Source organism: Pseudomonas sp. CH61 (assembly GCF_059429415.1).
This window is the reverse complement of the sequence record NZ_CM182098.1, coordinates 474,091-496,808: the sequence shown is the minus strand read 5'-3', so window position 1 is coordinate 496,808 and position 22,718 is coordinate 474,091. Positions and strand designations below refer to the sequence as shown.

18 protein-coding genes are annotated in these 22,718 nt (G+C 60.0%); 9 read left to right on the top strand and 9 right to left on the bottom strand.

The genetic code is table 11. The features are described 5' to 3' along the window. Positions 1 to 158 precede the first annotated feature (158 nt). The 4 genes from AC5SEM_RS02155 to AC5SEM_RS02140 all read left to right on the top strand — a co-directional run bounded on the left by AC5SEM_RS02155 (position 159) and on the right by AC5SEM_RS02140 (position 5,402). A complete protein-coding gene (locus tag AC5SEM_RS02155; protein ID WP_123594895.1) occupies positions 159 to 2,750 on the top strand; it encodes a glycosyltransferase in 2,592 nt (863 codons plus the stop codon). A 238-nt stretch (positions 2,751 to 2,988) separates the two neighbouring features. Next, positions 2,989 to 4,140, top strand: a complete 1,152-nt coding sequence (gene dapE / locus AC5SEM_RS02150) for a succinyl-diaminopimelate desuccinylase (RefSeq protein WP_495472081.1) — start codon at positions 2,989 to 2,991, stop codon at positions 4,138 to 4,140. Then, positions 4,140 to 4,949 carry a putative RNA methyltransferase gene (locus AC5SEM_RS02145; protein ID WP_495472080.1) on the top strand — a complete coding sequence of 270 codons (810 nt, stop codon included), beginning with the start codon at positions 4,140 to 4,142 and terminating at the stop codon, positions 4,947 to 4,949. The genes dapE and AC5SEM_RS02145 overlap by 1 nt, the downstream gene beginning before the upstream one ends. 75 nt (positions 4,950 to 5,024) lie before the next feature. Next, positions 5,025 to 5,402: a hypothetical protein gene (locus tag AC5SEM_RS02140; RefSeq protein ID WP_495472079.1), complete on the top strand. Its 378-nt coding sequence runs from the start codon at positions 5,025 to 5,027 to the stop codon at positions 5,400 to 5,402. A gap of 130 nt (positions 5,403 to 5,532) precedes the next feature. Here AC5SEM_RS02140 and AC5SEM_RS02135 read toward each other — a convergent pair whose 3' ends face one another. After that, complete coding sequence (locus AC5SEM_RS02135; protein WP_053117589.1) at positions 5,533 to 5,742, bottom strand: cold-shock protein; 210 nt, start codon at positions 5,740 to 5,742, stop codon at positions 5,533 to 5,535. 238 nt (positions 5,743 to 5,980) lie between these two features. On the opposite strand from AC5SEM_RS02135, the gene plsB reads away from it, so the two are divergent. The 3 genes from plsB to AC5SEM_RS02120 all read left to right on the top strand — a co-directional run bounded on the left by plsB (position 5,981) and on the right by AC5SEM_RS02120 (position 9,741). Continuing rightward, complete coding sequence (gene plsB / locus AC5SEM_RS02130; protein WP_095119305.1) at positions 5,981 to 8,482, top strand: glycerol-3-phosphate 1-O-acyltransferase PlsB; 2,502 nt, start codon at positions 5,981 to 5,983, stop codon at positions 8,480 to 8,482. A 131-nt stretch (positions 8,483 to 8,613) separates the two neighbouring features. After that, a complete protein-coding gene (locus AC5SEM_RS02125) occupies positions 8,614 to 9,012 on the top strand; it encodes a YbaY family lipoprotein (RefSeq protein ID WP_016985112.1) in 399 nt (132 codons plus the stop codon). 39 nt (positions 9,013 to 9,051) lie between these two features. Further along, positions 9,052 to 9,741, top strand: a complete 690-nt coding sequence (locus AC5SEM_RS02120; RefSeq protein WP_016985113.1) for a DUF4197 domain-containing protein — start codon at positions 9,052 to 9,054, stop codon at positions 9,739 to 9,741. On the opposite strand, the gene AC5SEM_RS02115 is transcribed toward AC5SEM_RS02120, so the two are convergent. The 3 genes from AC5SEM_RS02115 to AC5SEM_RS02105 all read right to left on the bottom strand — a co-directional run bounded on the left by AC5SEM_RS02115 (position 9,738) and on the right by AC5SEM_RS02105 (position 17,579). Beyond that, positions 9,738 to 11,129: a Fic family protein gene (locus AC5SEM_RS02115; protein WP_495473436.1), complete on the bottom strand. Its 1,392-nt coding sequence runs from the start codon at positions 11,127 to 11,129 to the stop codon at positions 9,738 to 9,740. The genes AC5SEM_RS02120 and AC5SEM_RS02115 overlap by 4 nt on opposite strands. 2,274 nt (positions 11,130 to 13,403) lie before the next feature. Continuing rightward, positions 13,404 to 16,472, bottom strand: a complete 3,069-nt coding sequence (locus AC5SEM_RS02110) for an efflux RND transporter permease subunit (protein ID WP_495472078.1) — start codon at positions 16,470 to 16,472, stop codon at positions 13,404 to 13,406. A 6-nt stretch (positions 16,473 to 16,478) separates the two neighbouring features. After that, on the bottom strand, positions 16,479 to 17,579 hold the full coding sequence (locus tag AC5SEM_RS02105) for an efflux RND transporter periplasmic adaptor subunit (RefSeq protein ID WP_495472077.1): 1,101 nt from the start codon (positions 17,577 to 17,579) through the stop codon (positions 16,479 to 16,481). A gap of 94 nt (positions 17,580 to 17,673) precedes the next feature. On the opposite strand from AC5SEM_RS02105, the gene AC5SEM_RS02100 reads away from it, so the two are divergent. Next, entirely contained in the window at positions 17,674 to 18,309 is a 636-nt protein-coding gene (locus tag AC5SEM_RS02100) for a TetR/AcrR family transcriptional regulator (protein WP_495472076.1), read from the top strand. 108 nt (positions 18,310 to 18,417) lie between these two features. Here AC5SEM_RS02100 and AC5SEM_RS02095 read toward each other — a convergent pair whose 3' ends face one another. Continuing rightward, positions 18,418 to 19,200 (bottom strand): class I SAM-dependent methyltransferase, encoded by a 783-nt coding sequence (locus AC5SEM_RS02095; protein WP_495472075.1) that lies wholly within the window; start codon positions 19,198 to 19,200, stop codon positions 18,418 to 18,420. A 92-nt stretch (positions 19,201 to 19,292) separates the two neighbouring features. Between AC5SEM_RS02095 and AC5SEM_RS02090 the strand changes: the two genes are divergently transcribed. After that, entirely contained in the window at positions 19,293 to 19,913 is a 621-nt protein-coding gene (locus AC5SEM_RS02090; RefSeq protein ID WP_495472074.1) for an energy transducer TonB, read from the top strand. Positions 19,914 to 19,916: 3 nt separating this feature from the next. Here the strand turns inward: AC5SEM_RS02090 and AC5SEM_RS02085 are convergent, their stop codons facing one another. From AC5SEM_RS02085 to AC5SEM_RS02070, 4 genes are read right to left on the bottom strand one after another with little or no spacing between them, the layout of a single operon-like run. After that, positions 19,917 to 20,609 carry an extensin-like domain-containing protein gene (locus AC5SEM_RS02085; RefSeq protein ID WP_495472073.1) on the bottom strand — a complete coding sequence of 231 codons (693 nt, stop codon included), beginning with the start codon at positions 20,607 to 20,609 and terminating at the stop codon, positions 19,917 to 19,919. A gap of 2 nt (positions 20,610 to 20,611) precedes the next feature. Continuing rightward, complete coding sequence (locus tag AC5SEM_RS02080; protein WP_495472072.1) at positions 20,612 to 21,433, bottom strand: isocitrate lyase/PEP mutase family protein; 822 nt, start codon at positions 21,431 to 21,433, stop codon at positions 20,612 to 20,614. A 32-nt stretch (positions 21,434 to 21,465) separates the two neighbouring features. Further along, the gene (locus AC5SEM_RS02075; protein WP_495472071.1) at positions 21,466 to 22,326 is read right to left on the bottom strand and encodes a DUF72 domain-containing protein; all 861 of its coding nucleotides are present in this window, start codon (positions 22,324 to 22,326) and stop codon (positions 21,466 to 21,468) included. Then, entirely contained in the window at positions 22,326 to 22,634 is a 309-nt protein-coding gene (locus AC5SEM_RS02070) for a hypothetical protein (RefSeq protein ID WP_495472070.1), read from the bottom strand. The genes AC5SEM_RS02075 and AC5SEM_RS02070 overlap by 1 nt, the downstream gene beginning before the upstream one ends. Between the last annotated feature and the right edge of the window lie 84 nt (positions 22,635 to 22,718).

Sequence of the window (22,718 nt, the reverse complement as noted above, 5' to 3'; positions counted from 1 at the left end):
AGCTACAAGTGTAAGAACTTAAGTCAAAGTCGGCTGCCCAATGTCGGGCATTTCCCTGTCTGATGTACGACTTGCGAACTGCCGGTGTAGGATGCGCGCCCCTCGGGCGTCTAGCCGACCGATCCTCCGTTCCACAGCCTTTGGAACCCGAAATAGCTATGTCATCGCGTAAATTTGGACTCAACCTGGTGGTGGTTCTGGCAATCGCTGCCCTGTTCACCGGTTTCTGGGCGCTGATCAATCGCCCGGTTTCCGCGCCGAACTGGCCGGAGCAGATCTCCGGTTTCTCCTATTCGCCGTTCCAGCAAGGACAATTCCCGCAGAAGGATCAGTATCCGACTGACGACGAAATGCGCCGCGATCTGGAGATCATGAGCAAGTTGACGGACAACATCCGCATCTACTCGGTCGACGGCTCGCTGCAAGACATCCCGAAACTGGCTGAAGAATTCGGCCTGCGCGTGACCCTGGGGATCTGGATCAGCCCCGACCAGGAACGCAACGAACGGGAAATCACCCGCGCGATCGAACTGGCCAATACCTCACGCAGTGTGGTGCGCGTGGTGGTCGGTAACGAAGCGATCTTCCGCAAGGAAATCACCGCCCAAGAGCTGAGCGTATTGCTTGATCGCGTGCGCGCTGCGGTGAAAGTGCCGGTGACCACCTCCGAGCAATGGCACGTCTGGGAAGAACATCCAGAGCTGGCCAAGCACGTTGACCTGATTGCTGCGCACGTTCTGCCGTACTGGGAATTCATTCCGGTCGACAAGGCTGGCCAGTTCGTCTTCGACCGCGCTCGCGATCTGAAAAAACTGTTCCCGAAAAAACCGCTGCTGCTCTCCGAGGTCGGCTGGCCGAGCAACGGTCGCATGCGCGGTGGCGCCGATGCGTCGCCGGCGGATCAAGCGATTTACCTGCGTACCCTGGTCAACAAGCTCAATCGCCAAGGCTTCAACTACTTCGTGATCGAAGCGTTTGACCAGCCGTGGAAGGCCAGCGATGAAGGTTCGGTCGGCGCCTATTGGGGCGTGTTCAACGCCGCGCGTCAGCAGAAATTCAACTTCGAAGGCCCGGTGGTCGCGATCCCGCAATGGCGCGTGCTGGCCATCGGTTCGGTGGTGCTGGCGCTGTTGTCGCTGACCTTGCTGATGATCGACGGCTCGGCCCTGCGTCAACGCGGGCGGATCTTCCTGACCTTTATCGCCTTCCTTTGCGGTTCGGTGCTGGTGTGGATCGGTTACGACTACAGCCTGCAATACAGCACGTGGTTCAGTTTGACGGTGGGCTTCCTCTTGGCGCTGGGTGCGCTCGGGGTGTTTATCGTGTTGCTGACCGAAGCGCATGAATTGGCCGAAGCGGTGTGGATTCACAAGCGGCGGCGCGAATTTCTGCCGGTCGAGGGCGACTCCAGCTATCGCCCGAAAGTCTCGATCCACGTGCCGTGCTACAACGAGCCGCCGGAGATGGTCAAACAGACCCTCGACGCACTGGCAGCGCTCGATTATCCGGACTACGAGGTCCTGATCATCGACAACAACACCAAGGATCCGGCGGTATGGGAGCCGGTGCGCGATTACTGCGAAACCCTCGGCCCGCGCTTCAAGTTCTTTCACGTCTCGCCGCTGGCCGGTTTCAAGGGTGGTGCGCTGAACTACCTGATTCCGCACACCGCCAAGGATGCCGAAGTGATCGCCGTGATCGACTCCGATTACTGCGTGCATCCGAACTGGCTCAAGCACATGGTGCCGCACTTCGCCGACCCGAAAATCGCTGTGGTGCAATCGCCGCAGGATTATCGCGACCAGAACGAAAGCACCTTCAAGAAGCTCTGCTACGCCGAGTACAAAGGCTTCTTCCATATCGGCATGGTCACTCGTAACGACCGTGACGCGATCATTCAGCACGGCACCATGACCATGACCCGTCGTTCGGTGCTGGAAGAATTGGGTTGGGCTGACTGGTGCATCTGTGAAGATGCCGAACTCGGTCTGCGCGTGTTCGAAAAAGGCCTGTCGGCGGCGTATTACCACGACAGCTACGGCAAGGGCCTGATGCCGGATACGTTTATCGACTTCAAGAAACAGCGTTTCCGCTGGGCCTACGGTGCGATTCAGATCATCAAACGCCACACCGGCAGCCTGTTGCGCGGCAAGGACACCGAGCTGACCCGTGGCCAGCGTTATCATTTCCTCGCGGGCTGGTTGCCGTGGGTGGCGGACGGCATGAATATCTTCTTCACCGTCGGTGCGCTGTTGTGGTCGGCGGCAATGATCATCGTGCCGCAACGCGTCGATCCGCCGCTGCTGATCTTCGCAATCCCGCCACTGGCGCTGTTCGTGTTCAAGGTCGGCAAGATCATCTTCCTCTATCGTCGCGCCGTCGGCGTGAACCTGAAGGATGCATTCTGCGCGGCACTGGCCGGGCTGGCGTTGTCGCACACCATCGCCAAAGCGGTGCTGTACGGTTTCTTCACCAGCAGCATTCCGTTCTTCCGCACGCCGAAAAACGCCGACAACCACGGCTTCTGGGTGGCGATTTCCGAAGCGCGGGAAGAGCTGTTCATCATGCTGCTGTTGTGGGGCGCGGCGCTGGGGATCTTCCTGGTCAATGGCATGCCAAGCAACGACATGCGTTTCTGGGTGGTGATGTTGCTGGTGCAGTCGCTGCCGTATCTGGCGGCGCTGATCATGGCGTTCCTGTCGTCGTTGCCGAAACCGGCCGCTGCGCCTGAGCCGGCACCGGTCGTCTAAATCCTCATCGATGCACTAAACGGCGGCCAATGGTCGCCGTTTTGCTTTAAGATAACCGCCATTTTGCGGGGCTTGGCGTGATACGCGGTGTAACCGACCGAACCCAATCCCTGTGGGAGCGAGCTTGCTCGCGAAGGCTTTGTAACATTCAACCCTTATGTTGCCTGATACACCGCATTCGCGAGCAGGCTCGCTCCCACATTGGCCCTCGCTCAAATTCATGATCCCGGAGTTTTCCATGACGGCCCACGCCGACCTTTCGCCGACCCTCCAACTCGCCATCGACCTGATCCGCCGTCCGTCCGTGACGCCGGTCGACGCCGATTGCCAGAAGCAGATGATGCAGCGCCTGGGCGATGCCGGTTTCAGCCTCGAGCCGATGCGCATCGAAGATGTGGATAACTTCTGGGCGACCCACGGCAACAACGACGGCCCCGTGCTGTGCTTCGCCGGCCACACCGACGTGGTGCCGACCGGTCCGGTCACCGCATGGCAGATCGACCCGTTCAACGCACTGATCGACGAACACGGCATGCTCTGCGGCCGTGGCGCGGCAGACATGAAAGGCAGCCTGGCGTCGATGACCGTCGCCGCTGAGCGTTTCGTCGCCGATTACCCGAACCACAAGGGCAAGGTCGCGTTCCTGATCACCAGCGATGAAGAAGGCCCGGCGCACCACGGCACTAAAGCGGTGGTCGAGCGTTTGGCCGCGCGTAACGAGCGTCTGGACTGGTGCATCGTCGGCGAACCGTCGAGCACCACTTTGGTTGGTGACGTGGTGAAGAACGGTCGTCGCGGCTCGCTGGGCGCCAAGCTCACCGTCAAAGGCATTCAGGGCCACGTGGCCTATCCGCATCTGGCGAAGAATCCTATTCACCTCGCCGCTCCGGCACTGGCCGAACTGGCCGCCGAGCATTGGGATCACGGCAACGATTTCTTCCCGCCGACCAGTTTCCAGATTTCCAACGTCAATTCCGGCACTGGCGCGACCAACGTGATTCCGGGTGATCTGGTGGCGGTGTTCAATTTCCGGTTCTCCACCGAATCGACCGTCGAAGGCCTGCAGAAACGTGTAGCCGATATTCTCGATAAGCACGATCTGGACTGGCACATCGACTGGGCGCTGTCCGGCCTGCCATTCCTCACCGAACCGGGCGCACTGCTCGACGCGGTGTCGGCGAGCATCAAGGGCATCACCGGCCGTGAGACCAAAGCGTCGACCAGCGGTGGTACTTCCGATGGCCGTTTCATCGCGACCATGGGCACGCAGGTTGTTGAACTGGGCCCGGTCAACGCGACCATTCACCAGGTCAACGAGCGCGTGCTGGCGGCGGATCTCGATGTACTGACCGAGATCTACTACCAGACCCTGATCAAGTTGCTCGCCTGATGCTCGCTTGCCCCATTTGCAATGAACCGCTGAATGCGGTGGACAATGGCGTGGTCTGCCCCGCCGGCCACCGCTTCGACCGTGCGCGCCAGGGTTACCTGAACCTGCTGCCGGTGCAGCACAAGAACAGCCGCGACCCTGGCGACAACCAGGCCATGGTCGAGGCGCGCCGGGACTTCTTGAACGCTGGCCATTACGCGCCAGTGGCCAAGCGTCTGGCTGAACTGGCGGCAAGTTATGCGCCGGATCGCTGGGTCGACATCGGCTGTGGCGAGGGTTATTACACCGCGCAAATCGCCGAGGCCTTGCCGAACGCTGATGGCTACGCGCTGGATATTTCCCGCGAGGCGGTCAAACGCGCCTGCAAGCGCAACCCGGCGATTAGCTGGTTGATCGCCAGCATGGCCCGTGTGCCGTTGGCGTCGAGCAGTTGCCAGTTTCTCGCCAGCGTTTTCAGTCCACTGGACTGGGAAGAAGCCAAGCGTTTGCTCAGTGTCGGCGGTGGTCTGATGAAAGTCGGCCCGACCAGCGGCCACCTGATGGAACTGCGCGAACGCCTGTACGACGAAGTTCGCGAATACACCGACGACAAGCATCTGGCCCTGGTGCCGCAAGGCATGGCGCTGGCGCACAGTGAAACCCTGGAATTCAAGCTAACGCTGGACAAGCCCGAGGATCGCGCCAACCTGTTGGCGATGACACCCCACGGCTGGCGCGCCAGTGCCGAGCGTCGTGCGGCAGTCATCGAACAGGCCGAGCCGTTCGAGACCACCGTGTCGATGCGCTACGATTATTTCGTTCTTCAATAACTTTTGGTCTCGGGCGAGTGCCCGGGGCCGGCTAAATCCGCGAATGGATTTTTCAGACCCGCAGTGAGGACATCCATGCGCCAACCGGATATCGAGATTTACCTGAAAGACGCCGACGTCGACCACAAGGCCATTTCGGCCTGGCTGGGCGCCGCGCTGGGCCCGTGCAGCGACTGGGTACAGAAAGGCCAGACCTACAAGTGCAAGGCCGGCAACGTGCCAGTGACCTGGCTGCCGAAAGCCGTGGGCAAATGGAACAGCCTTTTTCTGGAAAGCGACCAGACCCCATGGGACGACGACATCGCCTGCGCCCGCGCCGCATTCGCTGCGCTGAACGTCGAAGTGCGTTGCGCGCCGGGGACGTGGGTTGAAGAAGAAGGTGAGGAGACAGCGGATCGCTGGATGCGCATCAGCGCAGACGGTGAAGAAGAAATCACCTGGAAAACCGCATAAACACAGATCCCATGTAGGAGTGAGCCTGCTCGCGATTGCGGTGTGCCAGTCGATATCAATGTTGACTGATTCAGCGCAATCGCGAGCAGGCTCACTCCTACAATGGTTTTTGGCGTTCTGGAGGTTTGTGTTACAGGCCTACAACGTCCTCAGCCTGCAAACCCTTCTCGCCAGTAATCACCGCGTACTCGACCTGCTGACCTTCAGCCAGCGACCGATGCCCTTCGCCGCGAATCGCGCGGTAGTGCACGAACACGTCCACCCCGTCTTCGCGCTGGATAAAGCCGTAGCCCTTGGCGTCGTTGAACCACTTCACGTTGCCGGTTTCACGTGTTGCCATCTGTTCATACTCCTTTTTTATTATTGAACAGGCTTTTCGCAGGAAAGCCTTAGAGGAACGTCAGCCTGCGTCCGACGTCCATAAAAGGGCCCCGGCGACAGACCGCCGAGTATATGACAGGTGCGGAAAGTCTCAACAGGAGATTACTTCGCCGCTTTTTTGCCGATTTTCGAGTAATCCGGCACACTATCGCCCACCCGAGCAAACGCTCGGTTTTATCCACTCATGCAGAAGCCGTATGACCCGTTCCCCGTTCCGCCGTCTTGTGTTTGGCACCCTGCGCCGACTGTTGTACCTCTGGGTCCGCTCGGAGACGATCAACCAGTCGTCGTTCACCCTCAACCTCGACCGCAGTCGTCCGGTGTTCTACGTCCTGCAAAACCCTTCGCTGACCGATCTGGCCGTGCTCGACACCGAGTGCACCAAGGCCGGTCTGCCGCGTCCGGTGCTGCCGGTGTCGGTGGGTTCGCTGATCGAGCCGGCAGCGTTTTTCTACCTGACGCCGGATCCGGACTGGCTCGGCCGCCAGGACAAACGCGGTGCGCCGCCGACCCTGACCCGTCTGGTCAGCGCCCTCACCCAGAATGCTGCCGAAGATGCGCAAATCATCCCGGTCAGCGTGTTCTGGGGCCAATCGCCGGACAGCGAAAACAGTCCGTGGAAGCTGCTGTTCGCCGACAGCTGGGCCGTCACCGGGCGCCTGCGTCGTCTGCTGAGCATCATTGTTCTCGGCCGTAAAACCCGCGTGCAATTCTCGGCGCCGATTCACCTGCGCGAGCTGATCGAGCACAACAAGGGCCACGAACGCACCGTGCGCATGGCCCAGCGAATCCTGCGCGTGCACTTCCGCAATCTGAAAGCAGCGGTCATCGGCCCGGACATTTCCCACCGCCGTAACCTGGTCAAAGGCCTGCTCAACCAGCCGTTGGTCAAGCAAGCGATCCTCGACGAAGCCGAGCGCGAAAACATCTCGCCGGAGAAAGCCAAGGCGCAGGCCCTGCGCTACGGCAACGAGATCGCCTCGGACTACACCTACACCGCCATTCGCTTCCTCGAAGTGGTGCTGAGCTGGTTCTGGAACAAGATTTACGACGGCATCAAGGTCAACCACATCGAAGGCGTGCAGAAAGTCGCCCAGGGTCACGAAGTGATCTACGTGCCGTGCCACCGCAGCCACATCGACTACCTGCTGCTCTCGTATTTGCTGTTCCGCAACGGCCTGACCCCGCCGCACATCGCCGCCGGGATCAACCTGAACATGCCGGTGATCGGCAGCCTGCTGCGTCGCGGCGGCGCGTTCTTCATGCGCCGCACGTTCAAGGGCAATCCGCTGTACACCTCGGTGTTCAACGAATACCTGCACACGCTGTTCACCAAAGGTTTCCCGGTCGAGTATTTCGTTGAGGGTGGGCGCTCGCGCACCGGGCGCATGCTGCAGCCGAAAACCGGCATGCTCGCGATCACCCTGCGCAGCTTCCTGCGTTCGTCGCGCATGCCGATCGTGTTTGTGCCGGTATACATCGGTTACGAGCGCGTACTGGAAGGTCGTACCTACCTTGGCGAGTTGCGCGGGGCGAGCAAGAAGAAAGAATCGATCTTCGACATTTTCAAAGTCATCGGTGCGCTCAAGCAGCGTTTCGGTCAGGTCGCGGTGAACTTCGGCGAGCCGATCAAACTGGCGGAATTCCTCGACGCCGAGCAACCGGACTGGCGCCAGCAGGAACTCGGCCCGCAGTACAAACCGGCGTGGCTCAACGAAACCACCAATCGCCTCGGCGAAAAAGTCGCGCAGCACCTGAACGAAGCGGCGGCGATCAACCCGGTCAACCTGGTGGCGCTGGCGCTGCTGTCGACTACGCGTCTGGCGCTGGATGATCGTGCCATGGCGCGAGTGCTGGATCTGTACCTGGCGCTGCTGCGCAAAGTCCCGTACTCGCCGCACACCACGCTGCCGGAAGGCGATGGCCGCGCGCTGATCGAGCATGTGAAGGACATGGACCTGCTCGCCGAGCAGAACGATGCGCTGGGCAAGATTCTCTATCTGGATGAGCAGAATGCCGTCCTGATGACTTACTACCGCAACAACGTGTTGCACATCTTCGCGTTGCCGGCGTTGCTGGCGAGCTTCTTCCAGAGCGCTTCGCGCATGAGTCGCGAACAGATCCTGCGCTACACCCGCGCGTTGTATCCGTACCTGCAATCGGAACTGTTCATTCGCTGGACGCTGGACGAATTGGACGGCGTAGTCGATCAGTGGCTGGAAGCGTTCGTCGAGCAAGGCCTGCTGCGTTTCGAGAAAGACGTCTATCTGCGTCCGGCACCGAGTTCGCGGCATTTCGTCTTGCTGACGCTGCTGTCGAAGAGCATCGCTCAGACCTTGCAGCGCTTCTACATGACCGTGTCCTTGCTGCTCAACAGCGGCCAGAACAGCATCAGCGCCGAAGAGCTGGAAGACCTCTGTACGGTCATGGCTCAGCGCCTGTCGATCCTACACGGCCTGAATGCGCCGGAGTTCTTCGACAAGAGTCTGTTCCGTCACTTCATCCAGACCCTGCTCGACCTCGACGTGCTGCGCCGCGACGAGGCCGGCAAACTGAGTTACCACGAACTGCTCGGCGAACTCGCCGAAGGTGCGGCCAAACGCGTGTTGCCGGCGGAGATTCGTTTGTCGATCCGCCAAGTTGCACTGCATCGCAGTGAAGATGCTGCCGATCAGGTCGTCGCCCAACCCGAGACCTGATGCAAACCTGGTGGGAGTGAGCTTGCTCGCGAAGGTAGAGTGTCAGTCGACATCTCAGTGACTGAAATACCGCTTTCGCGAGCAGGTCGAATCGTCGCACCGTCGCTCCCACACTGATAGGAGAATTCCCGATGAAAAAACTCACCCTGCTCGCCGCCGCCACACTGTTGAGCGCCTGCCAATCGACCACACCTGCCGGCAAGGTCGGCCTCGACGGTGAAGTGTTCTACCTGCAGCGCATCGCCCTGCCACCGAGCGCGACCCTCAGCGTCAGCCTGCAAGACGTCTCGCTAGCCGATGCGCCAGCCGTCGTATTGGACGAGCAAAAAGGCCCGGTCAAAGGCCAGGTGCCGCTGCCCTTCCACTTGAGCTACGATCCGGCCCAAGTCAAACCGGGCCACCGTTACTCGGTCAGCGCGCGCATTGAAGTCAACGGTGAGTTGATGTTCATCACCACCGAAAACCACGCCGTGCAACTCGACGGCAACGACCCGCAGCCGCTGAAAATCCGCGTCGACGCCGTTCGTTAATCCATTTCCGCAGCCCTTTTCCGCAACAAGGAAGCCGCCATGCTCCGCCCTACCCTTCGCTTCGCTGGCCTGTGCGCAGGCCTGATGATCTCCGCCAGCGCGCTGGCCCTGTCGCTCAGTGACCTGTCGCAAAAAGACGCCACCGGCGGCCTCAAGGATGCCCTGACCCAAGGCGCGCAAATCGCCGTCAAGCAACTCGGCACCCCCGGCGGTTTCAGCAACAACCCCGACGTAAAGATCGAACTCCCGGGCAAACTCGGCAAAGCCGCAAGCAAGATGAAAGCCTTCGGCATGGGCGCCCAGGTCGAAGAACTGGAAACCGCGATGAACAAGGCTGCCGAATCCGCGGTGACCCAGGCCCAGCCAATCCTTGTCGACGCCGTGAAGAAAATGAGCGTGGAAGACGCCAAAGGCATCCTCAGCGGCGGCAAGGATTCGGCCACGCAATACCTCGACAAATCCAGCCGCGAACAGATCCGCGCCAAGTTCCTGCCGATCGTCAAACAGGCAACCGACAAGGTTGGCGTGGCGCAGAAGTACAACTCGTTCGCGGGTCAGGCCGCTGCGTTTGGCGTTGTCGATGCGAAGAGCGCCAATGTTGAAAACTACGTGACCGAGCAAGCGCTGAATGGCCTGTTCGAAATGATCGGCAAACAGGAAGAAACCATCCGCCAGAACCCGGCTGCTGCGGCGACCAGTCTGGCGAAGAAGGTGTTCGGCACGCTTTAAGCCGTCACAACATGGGGGCGAAGGAATTCGCTCCCGTGCTTCCATCCACCGACAGGTTTACGTAAAAAGAACACCCACTCCCGCCCCATCTTCCTTCGTTCAAAAACCCGCAACTCGTCTAATCCATCCAGTGCCGACATCGCCTCGCTATACGAGCAAGCAAAGTTCTCAGCCACATTGCTCGCGGTGAACTCCTTCGCCACTCCGTTTTTGGCCACCTCGTACAACGCGCGTTGTTTTTCCGTGAGTTGATCAAAGAAGCCGCAATTCTTCAGCCTGCGCTCGAACTCTTCGGAGCACCCCACGCTCTTGCGGTAAACATCGGTAAACCCGAGCACCGCTCGCTGGATCACCGAGCACTGGAATTCGATGAAGTACGTCAGATCCAGCTCATCCGCCTCGGTATGCAGGTATGAACGTCCGTATTTCACCGGCGCATTACGCAGTAACAAACTGATCGCTACGTAGCGAAACCCCGCAAACTCGTTCTTGAACATGAACCAGTAAAACAACGCCCTGGCGACCCGCCCGTTGCCGTCGCGAAAGGGATGTTCGTAGCCCAAGGCAAAATGCAGCGTGATTGCCTTGATCAGTGGATGCAGGTAGCTCGTCTCTTGCGGTGAGCCTTCGGGCAGGTTGATCCAGTGCGACAGTCGCTCCAACCGCGACACCAATCCTGCTGCAGGTGGCGGCCGGTGCACCGTGTTGCCCGCCCCGTCCTGAACGACCACTTCGTCATTGATCCTGAACACCCCGGGGGAATACTGCTCGTCATCGATACCCTCGACACCCACCCGATGAATCGCCGCAATCAACTCCACGCTCATGGGTTGGTAACGCATCTCCCAGGCAAAATTCATCATCCGGTAATTACCCAACACCATGCGCTCATCCGGAGTACGGGGCAGACGCTGCCGCTTGAGCATGTCCTTGGCCACGCGCGTGGTAGTCGCCGCGCCCTCCAGCTGACTACTGGCGATGGCCTCGTCTTCGATCAAGTCATTGAGCAGATAACTGAAATGCGCCCGCTCGCCGATCTGGCTGGTCATGTATTCCAGCGCGGCCGTACTGGCCTGCCGATCGACGATGGAGATGGTTTTCTGTGCCAGCGGCGTGAACAGATACTTGCCCCACTGCACCGGCTCGCCCAGTGGCAGAAGGTTAATGTACTGGGCCGCCCGCGCCTTCTTGACCAACGCCCAGCACAGCCTGGCATCCAGACCCGACGCCCAGCGATAACGCAACGTTTCGAATGGCAGATAACGACCTTGATCATCGAGCGGCTTGAGCAGCGCAAGATAATCAGCCAGACGTTGCCGGTGAGTCGGGCGCACCAACAAGTCGAACACCGCGTCGGTTCTACCTTTCAATGCTGGCGGCTTTTTCATCAAGACAAACTCAGGAAGGCTGGAAAGCAGAGGCTGGAGTACAACATCCGAGGCAATCTGGCTCAAGATCAGAGGCTTCTGAAAAAGATGTAGGAAGTGGCGCAGGTAAAGCGGGCTATGGGCCTTCAGCTAGAGACTGGTCGGCTGTCAGGCCGCCTTCGCGAGCAGGCTCGCTCCCACAGTTGGATTGAGTACATCTGCAGAAAACAGGTCGGCTGTCAGGCCGCCTTCGCGAGCAGGCTCGCTCCCACAGTTGGATGGGGTACATCTGCGGAAAACAGGTCGGCTGTCGGGTCGCCTTCGCGAGCAGGCTCACTCCTACAGTTGGATGGGGTACACCTGCGGAAAACAGGTCGGCTGTCGGGCCGCCTTCGCGAGCAGGCTCGCTCCCACAGTTGGATTGAGTACATCTGCAGAAAACAGGTCGGCTGTCGGGTCGCCTTCGCGAGCAGGCTCACTCCTACAGTTGGATTGAGTACACCTGCAAAAAACAGGTCGGCTGTCAGGCCGCCTTCGCGAGCAGGCTCACTCCTACAGTTGGATGGGGTACACCTGCGGAAAACAGGTCGGCTGTCAGGCCGCCTTCGCGAGCAGGCTCGCTCCTACAGTTGGATTGAGTACACCTGCGGAAACAGGTTGTCAGGCCGCCTTCGCGAGCAGGCTCACTCCTACAGTTGGATGGGGTACACCTGCGGAAAACAGGTCGGCTGTCAGGCCGCCTTCGCGAGCAGGCTCACTCCTACAGTTGGATGGGGTACACCTGCGGAAAACAGGTCGGCTGTCAGGCCGCCTTCGCGAGCAGGCTCGCTCCTACAGTTGGATTGAGTACACCTGCGGAAACAGGTTGTCAGGCCGCCTTCGCGAGCAGGCTCACTCCTACAGTTGGATGGGGTACACCTGCGGAAAACAGGTCGGCTGTCAGGCCGCCTTCGCGAGCAGGCTCGCTCCTACAGTTGGATTGAGTACACCTGCGGAAACAGGTTGTCAGGCCGCTTTCGCGAGCAGGCTCACTCCTACAGTTGGATGGGGTACACCTGCGGAAAACAGTTCGGCTGTCAGGCCGCCTTCGCGAGCAGGCTCACTCCTACAGTTGGATTGAGTACACCTGCGGAAAACAGGTCGGCTGTCAGGCCGTCTTCGCGAGCAGGTTCACTCCTACAGTTGGATGGGGTACACCTGCGGAAAACAGGTCGGCTGTCAGGCCGTCTTCGCGAGCAGGCTCACTCCTACAGTTGGATTGAGTACACCTGCGGAAAACAGGTCGGCTGTCAGGCCGTCTTCGCGAGCAGGTTCACTCCTACAGTTGGATGGGGTACACCTGCGGAAAACAGGTCGGCTGTCAGGCCGTCTTCGCGAGCAGGTTCACTCCTACAGTTGGATGGGGTACACCTGCGGAAAACAGGTCGGCTGTCAGGCCGTCTTCGCGAGCAGGCTCGCTCCTACAGTTGGATTGAGTACACCTGCGGAAAACAGGTCGGCTGTCAGGCCGTCTTCGCGAGCAGGCTCACTCCTACAGTTGGATGGGGTACACCTGCGGAAAACAGGTCGGCTGTCGGGCCGCCTTCGCGAGCAGGCTCGCTCCTACAGTTGGATGGGGTACACCTGCGGAAAACAGGTCGGCTGTCGGGCCGCCTTCGCGAGCAGGCTCGCTCCTACAGTTGGATGGGGTACATCTGCAAAAAACAGGTCGGCTGTCAGGCCGCCTTCGCGAGCAGGCTCGCTCCTACAGTTGGATGGGGTACACCTGCGGAAAACAGGTCGGCTTTCGGGCCGCCTTCGCGAGCAGGCTCGCTCCTACAGTTGGATGGGGTACATCTGCAAAAAACAGGTCGGCTGTCAGGCCGCCTTCGCGAGCAGGCTCGCTCCCACAGAAAAGCGAGAGCAGATCGCTTCTGCTCCTCACCACTCAACAGGATGAGCGTTAGCTCGGCTGCAGCTTTTGATCTTGATCTGGAAGCCCGTCGGCAGGCTGAGTGGAGGGATTGATCCGGGGGTGGGAGCGCAGCGACCGTTCGACGAAGTCGAACACATCGAGAGGAGGTGCAGCGAAGCAAACCGTAGGCGATGCCCCCCGGATCGATCCCGGAGCGAAGGAACCCCGAGCCCCAGCGAGCGGGCCGAACGTCAGGGCACAGACCTTTGGTTCCTTTGGGGCGTTTGCCAAAGGGACTCGCTGTAAGAGCGAAACCGCCAGCGGCAGCCCCCGAAGCAACGGATATTCACAAAGAACAACCAGAGCATGGTCGGCCCGAAGGCCGCCACGTCACAAAACAATCAAGCGTCCTTACGCACCCGGAACCAAGCCGCATACAACGCCGGCAAAAACAACAGCGTCAACGCCGTCGCAACAATCAACCCGCCCATGATCGCCACCGCCATCGGCCCAAAAAACACACTCCGCGACAACGGAATCATCGCCAAAACCGCCGCCAACGCCGTCAACACAATCGGCCTGAAGCGTCGAACCGTAGCCTCGATAATCGCCTGCCAAGGCTTAAGCCCCGAATCAATATCCTGCTCAATCTGATCCACCAGAATCACCGAATTACGCATGATCATCCCGGACAGCGCAATGGTCCCCAACATCGCCACAAACCCGAACGGCTGACGGAACACCATCAAAAACAGCGTCACCCCGATCAACCCCAAAGGCGCCGTCAAAAACACCATCGCCGTGCGCGAAAAACTGCGCAACTGCACCATCAACAGCGTCAGCACCACGACAATGAACATCGGCACCCCAGCATTCACCGATTTTTGCCCACGCTCGGAATCCTCCACCGTACCGCCGACATCCAACAGATAACCATCCGGCAACTCGGCGCGAATCGAATCCAGTGTCGGCATGATCTGCTTGACCAACGTCGCCGGCTGCTCCTTGCCATAAATATCCGCGCGCACGGTCACGTTCGGCAGGCGATTGCGGTGCCAGATAATCCCTTCCTCAAAGCCATATTCCAGCGTGGCAATCTGCGACAACGCCACACTGCGGCCGTTATCCGTCGGCACCGCCAGACTCGGCAGCAACGACAATTCAGTGCGCTCATGCACCGTGCCGCGCAGCAGAATCTCGATCAACTCATTGTCTTCGCGATACTGGCTGACACTCGACCCGGTCAACGAACTCTGCAGAAACTTCGCCAGATTGGCCGTGCTCACACCCAACGCCCGCGCGCGATCCTGATCGATATTCAGGTAGACCACCTTGCTCGGCTCTTCCCAATCCAGATGCACATTGACCACATGCGGGTTCTCACGAACCTTGGCCGCCACTTTGCGCGCCAACGCCCGGACTTCCTCGATGTGCTCACCGGTGACGCGGAACTGCACCGGATAGCCAACCGGTGGGCCGTTTTCCAAGCGCGTAACCCGCGAACGCAGCGCCGGGAACTGTTCGTTGAGCGTTTCGATCAACCAACTGCGCAGCGCTTCACGCTCCTCAATGGTTTTCGCTAACACCACAAACTGCGCGAAGCTCGCCGCCGGCAATTGCTGATCCAGCGGCAGATAGAAACGCGGCGATCCGGTGCCGACGTAAGCCACGTAATTGTCGATGCCGGCGTGATCCTTGAGCATCGCCTCCAGCCGTTTGACCTCGCCAGTGGTATTGGCCAACGACGCACCTTCAGCGAGCTTCAGATCGACCATCAACTCCAGTCGATTCGAGGCCGGGAAAAACTGCTGCGGAACGAAGCGGAACAACATCACCGAGGCGATAAACAGCCCGACTGTCAGCACGATCACGGTCTTGCGATGCGCCACGCACCACTCCACCAAGCGCCGAACGCGCTGATAAAACGGCGTGCCATACGGATCTGGCTGTCCATCGCCAGTGCCATGTTTGGCCGCATGAATTTTCGCCAGATCCGGCAGGAGTTTTTCCCCCAGATACGGCACAAACACCACCGCCGCCACCCAGGATGCGAGCAACGCAATGGTCACCACCTGAAAGATCGAACGTGTGTACTCGCCGGTACCGGACTGCGCCATGGCAATCGGCAGAAACCCGGCGGCGGTGATCAACGTACCGGTGAGCATCGGGAACGCAGTGCTGGTCCAGGCATAACTCGCCGCACGGATGCGGTCGAAGCCCTGCTCCATTTTGATCGCCATCATTTCCACGGCAATGATCGCGTCGTCCACCAGCAAGCCCAGCGCCAACACCAACGCGCCAAGGGAAATCTTGTGCAGGCCGATGCCGAGGTAATACATGCAGGCGAAGGTCATCGCCAGCACCAGCGGAATGGTCAGCGCCACGACCATGCCGGTGCGCACGCCGAGGGAGAAGAAGCTCACCAGCAAGACAATCGCCAGCGCTTCGACCAGTACCTGAACGAACTCGCCGACCCCGGTTTTCACCGCCGCCGGCTGGTCGGAAACCTTGCGCAATTGCATACCGGCCGGGAGGTTTTTCTGGATGCGCGAGAACTCGCCTTCCAGCGCTTTGCCAAGCACCAGAATGTCGCCGCCGTCCTTCATCGCCACGGCGAGACCAATCGCGTCTTCGCCCATGAAGCGCATGCGCGGCGCCGGTGGATCGTTGAAACCGCGACGCACGTCGGCCACATCGGAGATGCGGAACGTACGATCACCGACGCGGATCGGGAAGTTTTTTATCTCCTCCACCGTCTGAAAATTCCCTGAGACTCGTAGTTGCAAGCGCTCGCTACCGGTTTCAAAGAACCCGGCGGTCGACACCGCGTTCTGCTCTTGCAGCGCTTGTTGCACTGCCGCCAGCGGCAAGCCGAGGGTCGCCAGTTTGACGTTGGACAGCTCGACCCAGATCTTCTCGTCCTGCAAACCGAGCAGGTCGACCTTGCCGACATCCTTGACCCGTTGCAGCTGAATCTGGATGCGGTCGGCGTAATCCTTGAGCACGGCGTAATCGAAACCGTCGCCGGTCAGCGCATAGATATTGCCGAACGTGGTGCCGAATTCATCATTGAAGAACGGCCCCTGAATATCCGGCGGCAAGGTCTGGCGAATATCACTGACCTTCTTGCGCACCTGATACCAGAGGTCGGGGATTTCCTTGGAGTGCATCGAGTCGCGGGCAATGAACGTGACTTGCGATTCACCGGGGCGCGAGAACGACACGATGCGTTCGTACTCGCCGGTTTCCATCAGTTTCTTTTCGATGCGTTCGGTGACCTGGCGCGAGACTTCCTGCGCGGTTGCACCCGGCCAACGGGTTTGAATCACCATGGCTTTGAAAGTGAACGGCGGGTCTTCACTCTGGCCCAGTTTGGTGTAGGACAGCGCACCGACGATGGCCAGAAGAAGCATCAGGAACAGTACGATCTGGCGATTACGCAGCGCCCATTCGGAAAGGTTGAAGCGCATCGGGGCTTACTCCTTGTCCGCCAGATTGACCACACGGTTGGAGCGATCCACCGGACGCACCTGCTGCCCTTCGAGCAACACATGCACACCGGCGGCGACTACCCAGTCGCTGGCGTTCAAGCCTTCGAGTACCGGCACGGTTTTTTCGCCGAACGGGCCGATGCGCACCGGGGTTTTCTTCAAGGTGTTGTTGCCGTTGACGACCCAGACGTAGGTCGCGCCGTTTTCGGCAGTGAGTGCCGAGAGCGGCACCGACAGGGAAACGCTGTCGGCCGACTGCACGAACACACGGGCGCTCTGGCCCAGTTCGGCCGGGACTTTGCCGCCGGTGAAGGAAATACGTGCAGCAAAGGTGCGCGAACGCGGATCGGCGGCGGGCGACAGTTCACGAATCTGCCCGGCGAAGCGCTGGTTCTGCTGCGTCCACAGTTCGACCGTCACTGGCTGACCGACCTTGAAGCGGCCGAAGCTCTGCTCCGGCAGGCTGATCAGCACTTCGCGTTCGCCATCGGTGGCGAGGGTAAACACGGTTTGCCCGGCGGCGACGACCTGCCCCACCTCGACCGAACGCTTGGCCACCACGCCGTCCTGCGGCGCACGCAGCACCGCGTAACTGGCCTGATTGGTCGAAACGTTGAATTCAGCTTTGATTTGTTTGAGGCGGGCGTCACCGGAACGGTAAAGGTTTTCCGCGTTGTCGTAAGCCGAGCGGCTGACCATCTGCCGATCCATCAGGGTCTTGTAGCGATCGCGCTCGGCGCGGACCAGATTGAGATTGGCTTCGGCGGCGGCAACCTGGGCGCGGGTGGCTTCCAGTTGCAGGCGTACATCTTGCGGATCGAGTTCGGCGAGTGGCTGATCGGCCTTCACGCGCTGACCTTCATCGACCAGTCGTCGGCTGACTTTGCCGCCAATGCGAAAGGCCAGATCGGGTTCATAGCGGGCGCGCACCTCGCCCGGATAACTTTCCATGGCCTGCGCCGAAGGCTCTGGCTGCACCACCATGGCCGGTCGCACGGTGACTTGCGTCGCCTCTTCCTGACCACACGCTGACAAAAGGAACGCCAGACTCACTGGCAACGCGAGGGACAACGCATGGCGGAACATGGTGACGGACCTTTCGCTAATGGTGCTTGGAATAATTATACTGGCGGGTATGTTATTAATAGCAAACTCACCAGTCCAGTATTAAAAGCGAAGAATGTCGAACAATCTTTCAGCTCCAAACGGTCCGGGCCGTCCCAAGGATCTGGCCAAGCGCCAGGCAATCCTCGACGCGGCGAAAATTCTGTTTCTGAGTCATGGCTATGCCAACACCAGCATGGACGCGGTCGCCAGCGAGGCCGGCGTGTCGAAGCTGACGGTCTACAGCCATTTCAACGACAAGGAGACGCTGTTCTCCGCTGCCGTCGTGGCCAAATGCGAGGAGCAATTGCCGCCATTGTTCTTCGAATTGCCCGAAGGCATCGCCGTGAAAAATGTGTTGCTGAACATTGCGCGCGGCTTTCATCACCTGATCAACAGTGATGAATCGGTGAATCTGCACCGCTTGATCATGGCACTCGGCAGTCAGGACCCGAAGCTGTCACTGATTTTCTTCGAGGCCGGCCCGCAGCGCATGGTGCAGGGCATGGAACGGCTGTTGACGCGCATCCACGAAACCGGCGCGCTGAGCATCGATCTGCCGCGCAATGCCGCCGAGCATTTCTTTTGCCTGATCAAGGGTGCGGGGAATTTTCGGCTGTTGTATGGGTGTGGGGAGCCGTTGACTGAAGAGGCAGCGGAAAGCCATGTGCAGGAAGTTGTAGCGTTGTTTATGCGTGCCTATCGCCCCTGACAGCCTTGCGTTGCTTGGGCGGACGCCTTCGCGAGCAGGCTCGCTCCCACAGTTGAAATGCATTCCAAGGTGGGAGCGAGCCTGCTCGCGAATAGCAGCGACTCGGTGTCAGGGCTTGAGCGCTTTCTTCGGATAAATGTCATACCGGCTCGATTTGCCATCCAGCGCATGACTCGGCTTCGGCCCCTCAATGCACGGCGCCTTGCGCGGCCGCTTGACCACCACCCGGTGCGTCGCCAGAGCCAACGCGGCTTCGAGCAACGCCGGCGCATCCGGATCATCGCCCACCAGCGGCCGGAACAGACGCATTTCCTTCTTCACCAGCGCGGTCTTCTCGCGATGGGGAAACATCGGGTCGAGATAAATCACCTGCGGCGGCTCCCCTTCCCAGTTCTGCATGACCTCGATGGAGTTGCCCTTGAGCAATTTCATCCGCGCCACAATTGGCGCCACGTCAAAATCTTCCGCGCCTCGCGCCAGGCCATCTTCCAGCAGCGCGCCAATCAGCGGCTGGCGCTCGATCAGGCTCATTTCGCAACCGAGACTGGCCAGCACGAACGCATCCTTGCCCAGCCCCGCCGTGGCATCCAGCACGCGCGGGCGCACGCCTTGGGCGATGCCGACAGCCTTGGCGATCATCTGCCCGCTGCCACCACCGTATAAGCGCCGGTGTGCCGCGCCGCCCTCGACGAAGTCGACGCGCACCGGCCCCGGTGCGTCCGGGCCAAGCTGTTGCAGCTGCAAACCCTGCTCGCCGACCTGCAAGGCGAACTCGCCGTCCGCCACTTCACGCGGCAGGCCCAGGCGTTCGGCCCACTGCTCGGCTGGCGCTTCATACGCAGCGCCAAGGGCTTCGACATGGATGCGGCAGGCCGCAGGTTGCTCGATCATGGAAAACACGCTCAAAAATTCAAGGATCGGCAAAAACCGCCGATAATTCATTCAACGCGCATTTTGCCAGAGCTGAGCGTCAACCGAAAAAAATGTCAGGCATTCTTCCCACATCGATTGGCTACATCTCGCCCCATGGCGACTTTAGCCGTCACAACACTCAAGCACTGAGCGGCGTCAGTCACCTGTGGCAGGATTTCTTTGCCCAGGCGCTGGCCGAACAGACGAGTGAAGTGGTGCCTGCCTGCGGTACATTTCCGCCGGTTGACCTGAACAGCCCGGAAGAGCCGACCATCGGCAGCGAGCTGCACGCGCACATCGTCAGCCAGCGCGAGTGCGATGTGGTCGAAACTGAAGTGCGTCCGCCGGAGCCGCTGTTCCTGCCGATCGCCGAGTTCGAAATGGACTTGCTCGACAAGCCATTCCCACCGTTCCAGCCAGAAGAATTGAAAGCTCAGCAAGAGCAACAGGATTTCGACAGCAGCTGGGTGCGGCCGGTGGTGATCAACAATGGTCAGCCCGTTCCAGAGCCTGGCCCGGCCCCGCAGAAGAAACCGCTGTACCTACCGATTGCCGAATTCGATCTGGATCTGCTGCAAAAGCCTTACCCGCCGTTCCCGCCAGAAGAAATCGTCGAGCAACAAAAGGCGCTGGACTTCGATAATGGCTGGGCGCGCCCGATCGTTCTGCAGAACCTGCGCCTCGCCGCTTAAGCCTCAGCGACACACGCTCCAGCGCCCGACATCGACATGAAAGTGATTGCGGTGGGCGGCGTTGTAATCCGGACTCAACACCACACTGAACGCCTCGCAGGCGCCATCGCGCACCTGACGGAGAAACTGCGCGTGCTGATTTTGCTTGGGCCAGTCCTTGAACACGCTGATGCTACGGCCATCCGCCAGACGAAACCCGGCAATGTCCAATGCATCGGCACTGGCGTGGCGACTGAGCGCTCCGCTCTCGCGGTTGTAGACATTGCGGCAGGCGAAGCTGCCGAGGTGATCGAGACGTGTGACCTTCTGGCCGTATACAGACTGAGCGGCGGGTTGCAGGGTGTGGTGTTCAAACATCGCGTAGGCAACCGCCAGCGGACAACTGGCGAGGAAACTGCTGCTCAGCGCCGCCTCGCCGCCCTGTACGCGCAGGGCGCCGATCAGCGGGCACTTGGCGTCAGGACTGTCGGATTGACGTGTGACGCGCAGATCGGAGCTGCTTAACGCCTGGGCACAGAGCTCAGGATCACTGCGCAAACGCATCAGCTTGTAACCGGTCAGCCAATTGGGCGCGGCTTTCACGTCCAGCGGTGCCCACGGATTCCACTGCGGCGGGACTTCAAGCCAACCGCGCCAGACACTGACCGCAGCGCCGCCAATCATCAGCAGCACCAGCCAGAATATCCACCGCCCCATGTTCAGCCTTTGAAAAACTGATTGGCCTTGGCGTACGGCATCGACTGCGAGGTAAAGCCGAATGTGCCCGATTGCTGGATCTCTTCAGCGGCGCGGAAGAACTCGCCGAATGCTGCCAACGCCAATGCAGAACCGGTACTGATGCGGCGCACGCCCATTTCCTGCAGTTCCTGCACGGTCAGTTTCAAGCCGCCGGACATCAGCACATTGACCGGTTTCGGCGCCACCGCGCGTACCACCGCCAGCACTTCTTCGGCGTTGCGCAAACCTGGCGCGTACAACACGTCAGCGCCGGCCTCGGCGAAGGCCTGCAAGCGGCGAATGGTGTCGTTGATATCGGGGTTGCCGTGCAGATAATTTTCCGCGCGGGCAGTCAGGATGAAGGGAAATGGCAGCGTGCGCACGGCGGCGACGGCTGCTTCGATACGTGCCACCGCGTGTTCGAAGCAATAGATCGGCGCATCCGCGCGGCCCGTCGCGTCTTCGATCGAACCACCCACCGCACCCGCCTCGGCTGCGCGAAGCAGGCTTTTCGCAGCCTCGACCGGGTCATCGGCAAAACCGTTTTCCAGATCCACCGCCACCGGCAAATCGGTGGCCGCGACAATCGCGCGGACATTGGCCAGGGTCTCGTCGAGACCTAAAGCACCATCGGCCTTGCCCTGGGAAAACGCATAACCGGCACTGGTGGTTGCCAAGGCCTGATAGCCGAGGCTGGCGAGCATTTTCGCCGAACCGGCATCCCACGGATTGGGAATGACAAAAATCCCCGGACGTTCATGCAGGGCTTTGAAAGCGTGTGCTTTAAGGGCTTGGGCATCCATCGGCAGGCTCCAGGGCAGGAAGAAAATCCGCCTCAGAGCAGGCCAAGTTGCTCCGCGGCGGGTTCTCTGTATAGCTCAGGCAGCGCCGGCAGGCCAGGCAAACGTTGCATCAGTTGTGCGTGAAAACGTTGCGCCAGCTTCGCCGCAAGGAGGTTGTCGGCAGTGTGCAGGAAGATATACGGCGTACGGCCCTCTTCGATCCACTCGGCGATTTTCGCCACCCACGGCAGCAGAAACGGGTCGTTGGCCTCAAGCTCTGGATGGCCAATGAAGCGCACTTGCGGAAATTGCGTAAATGCCGCCGGGCGCGTCGGCACGCGTGGCTTTTTCGATTGCGCGTGAATCACCGAAGACTCGGTCGACAGGCAACTGAACAGCGCGCGCGGGTCGAGGCAGATGCGCTCGACACCACGATCCAGCAGCAGCCGATTGAGCAGGCGTTCGCTCTCGCCCTTGGCGAAGAACTGTTCATGCCGCACTTCCACCGCCAGCGGGCAATCCAGCGCATCAATGAACGCCGCCAGTTCCGGCAGCCGATGCGGTGTGAAGCTTTTCGAAAGTTGCAACCACATCGGCGAGACGCGCTCACCGAGCGGTTTGAGTAATTGCAGGAAGGTTTCGGCGGCGGTCAGTTGCTCGCGCAGATCACCGCTGTGGCTGATGTCGCCGGGGAATTTGGCGGTGAAGCGAAAGTGTTCGGGCATCACCTCAGCCCAACGCTGCACAGTGGCGGGCGACGGGCTGGCGTAGAAGGTCGTGTTGCCTTCAACGGCGTTGAACACTTGCGAATAGAGACCGAGGAAATCAGAGGTTTTGGCGTCTACCGGGTACAGATACTCGCGCCAGGCGTGCTCGCTCCAGGACGGGCAACCGAGGTAGTAAGGCAGATCCATCAGATGTACAGATCGAGGCCCAGCACGTCTGCATCCCAATCGACAAAACCGGCAGTGCTCAGGTAACTGGCCAAGGCCATCGCTACGCTTTTTTTCATCGCACGGTGGTAGATCATGTCTTGCTGACGGACAGGCAGATTGCTCAGGCGTTGGGCCGAGGCTTTGGCAGCGCGGGCGGCCAATTGCTCTTCAGTCGGGAATTCCAGCTCGCCGTCGATATCGTCGACGGACTCATCCACAGTCACATGGCCTTTGCGAGGCTTGCGCTTGATGGGGTAGGACTGAGAGGAAAGGCCGTCTATACGCATAATTTCATGCTCGGTATCGATGATGGCAATTTAGCGGCACTTGACCGACTTAGCAAACCGCCGAGTGATAACTAGAACACATAA

What these genes read in the sequence shown, in the direction of transcription:
- AC5SEM_RS02125 (WP_016985112.1), top strand. Translation starts at nt 8,614, where the DNA reads ATGAAAAAACTCACCCTGCTCGCCGCCGCCACACTGTTGAGCGCCTGC.
- AC5SEM_RS02090 (WP_495472074.1), top strand. Translation starts at nt 19,293, where the DNA reads ATGTCAGGCATTCTTCCCACATCGATTGGCTACATCTCGCCCCATGGC.
- AC5SEM_RS02135 (WP_053117589.1), bottom strand. Translation starts at nt 5,742, where the DNA reads ATGGCAACACGTGAAACCGGCAACGTGAAGTGGTTCAACGACGCCAAG.
- dapE (WP_495472081.1), top strand. Translation starts at nt 2,989, where the DNA reads ATGACGGCCCACGCCGACCTTTCGCCGACCCTCCAACTCGCCATCGAC.
- AC5SEM_RS02095 (WP_495472075.1), bottom strand. Translation starts at nt 19,200, where the DNA reads ATGATCGAGCAACCTGCGGCCTGCCGCATCCATGTCGAAGCCCTTGGC.
- plsB (WP_095119305.1), top strand. Translation starts at nt 5,981, where the DNA reads ATGACCCGTTCCCCGTTCCGCCGTCTTGTGTTTGGCACCCTGCGCCGA.
- AC5SEM_RS02085 (WP_495472073.1), bottom strand. Translation starts at nt 20,609, where the DNA reads ATGGGGCGGTGGATATTCTGGCTGGTGCTGCTGATGATTGGCGGCGCT.
- AC5SEM_RS02070 (WP_495472070.1), bottom strand. Translation starts at nt 22,634, where the DNA reads ATGCGTATAGACGGCCTTTCCTCTCAGTCCTACCCCATCAAGCGCAAG.
- AC5SEM_RS02100 (WP_495472076.1), top strand. Translation starts at nt 17,674, where the DNA reads ATGTCGAACAATCTTTCAGCTCCAAACGGTCCGGGCCGTCCCAAGGAT.
- AC5SEM_RS02075 (WP_495472071.1), bottom strand. Translation starts at nt 22,326, where the DNA reads ATGGATCTGCCTTACTACCTCGGTTGCCCGTCCTGGAGCGAGCACGCC.
- AC5SEM_RS02105 (WP_495472077.1), bottom strand. Translation starts at nt 17,579, where the DNA reads ATGTTCCGCCATGCGTTGTCCCTCGCGTTGCCAGTGAGTCTGGCGTTC.
- AC5SEM_RS02080 (WP_495472072.1), bottom strand. Translation starts at nt 21,433, where the DNA reads ATGGATGCCCAAGCCCTTAAAGCACACGCTTTCAAAGCCCTGCATGAA.
- AC5SEM_RS02120 (WP_016985113.1), top strand. Translation starts at nt 9,052, where the DNA reads ATGCTCCGCCCTACCCTTCGCTTCGCTGGCCTGTGCGCAGGCCTGATG.
- AC5SEM_RS02155 (WP_123594895.1), top strand. Translation starts at nt 159, where the DNA reads ATGTCATCGCGTAAATTTGGACTCAACCTGGTGGTGGTTCTGGCAATC.
- AC5SEM_RS02140 (WP_495472079.1), top strand. Translation starts at nt 5,025, where the DNA reads ATGCGCCAACCGGATATCGAGATTTACCTGAAAGACGCCGACGTCGAC.
- AC5SEM_RS02115 (WP_495473436.1), bottom strand. Translation starts at nt 11,129, where the DNA reads ATGAAAAAGCCGCCAGCATTGAAAGGTAGAACCGACGCGGTGTTCGAC.
- AC5SEM_RS02145 (WP_495472080.1), top strand. Translation starts at nt 4,140, where the DNA reads ATGCTCGCTTGCCCCATTTGCAATGAACCGCTGAATGCGGTGGACAAT.
- AC5SEM_RS02110 (WP_495472078.1), bottom strand. Translation starts at nt 16,472, where the DNA reads ATGCGCTTCAACCTTTCCGAATGGGCGCTGCGTAATCGCCAGATCGTA.